General features: G+C 71.5%; 2 protein-coding genes. Both read right to left on the bottom strand.

Annotated features, from left to right (window positions below):
* Nucleotides 1-343 (bottom strand): ribosome assembly RNA-binding protein YhbY (gene yhbY / locus D7V93_RS43130; RefSeq protein ID WP_120648684.1); only part of this gene is annotated, 343 nt, incomplete at its 3' end.
* A gap of 72 nt (nucleotides 344-415) precedes the next feature.
* A partial coding sequence (locus D7V93_RS43125) for a DnaJ domain-containing protein (protein WP_147451688.1) occupies nucleotides 416-1,257 on the bottom strand: 842 nt, incomplete at its 5' end.

The raw sequence follows: 1,257 nt of genomic DNA, 5'->3' as shown, positions 1-1,257 counted from the left end.
GCTTCGGCTTCTCTTCCGTCTTGGGGGCGGGCTTGGGCTCGTGGGGGCCCTTGAGGATGTCCTCGAAGCGGGACTTGTCCTTGCGCTTCTTGAAGAGGAGGGCGGTGCGGCCGAGCAGCTGCGCGAGCTCCGCGCCGGTGGCCTCGGCGAGGCGGTCGGCGCCCTCGTGGCGGCCGTCGGGGCCTTCGTTGATCTTGACCTTGATGAGCTCGTGGTCGTTCAGCGCCTGCTCGACGGCGGAGATGACGCCGTCGGTGACGCCGGACTGGCCGACGATGACCACCGGCTCCAGGTGGTGGCCGAGGGCCCGCAGGTGGCGGCGCTGTTTCCCGGTGAGGGGCATGGGGTGTCTCCTTGAGAAGGGCGCGGGCGCCGGGCCGTTGGGAGGACCGGGATCCGCGAAAAGGGGCGCACCCTACTTCTTTTGGGCCGCCATGCGGACCTCCCGCATCGCGTCGATGTGGTCCGGTTGCAGCTCGACGGTGCGCTTGAAGTGCTTGAGGGAGCCCGCGACGTCGCCGCTCAGCTTGGCGATGACCCCCAGGAAGTAGTGGGCGGGGGCGCAGCGCTCGTTGCGCTTGATGGCGGCCTGGATTTCGCGGAACGCCTCCGGCTGGGCGGCCTTCTTGTCCGGGGCGGCGAGGAAGCGCGCGTAGCCACGCCAGGCGAAGAACTCCGGCTCCTCGGCGTTGAGGGCGATGGCGTCGTTGAGCATCTTCACCGCTTCGGGGTACTTGCGCGCCTTCACCAGGATGCAGGACTTCTGGAAGAGCTCCTCGGCCTCGAGGATGGCGTGGATGTCCACGCCGTCGCCGCCTCCGCCGCTCTTGAGTTCCTCGAGGTAGGCCGCGCGGCTCTTGTCGTCCGTGAGCGTCCGGTACGCGTCGCCGATGTACGCGAACACCTCCGCCTGGAGCTTCTCCAGCTCCGGCGGGGCGCCCGGGGGCAGGGTGTCCGGGTGGTAGAGCTTGGCGAGGCGGAAGTAGGCGATCTTCACCGCGCTGCCTTCCGTCTGTTCGGTGAGGCCGAGCCGCTGGAAGTGGTTCTGTCCCTTCAGGGTCACGGCGAGCTGGCGCAGCGCGGGCAGCCCCTCCGCGCCGGGCGCCGGGGCCGATGCCGCGGGGGGCGTGGATGGAGCCCCGACGACGGGCGGGCCAGGGCGGGCGCCCGGGCCCGCGACAGGGGGCCGTGCCGGGCCAGGAGCCTGTCCGGCGGTGGGCGCCGCGCCAGGGCCGGCGGTGGGCGCACCGGGAGGAC

Source organism: Corallococcus llansteffanensis, from assembly GCF_003612055.1.
GTDB classification, from domain to species: Bacteria; Myxococcota; Myxococcia; order Myxococcales; family Myxococcaceae; genus Corallococcus; species Corallococcus llansteffanensis.
The sequence above is the reverse complement of the archived record's forward strand: the minus strand, read 5'-3'. Positions and strand labels throughout refer to the sequence as shown.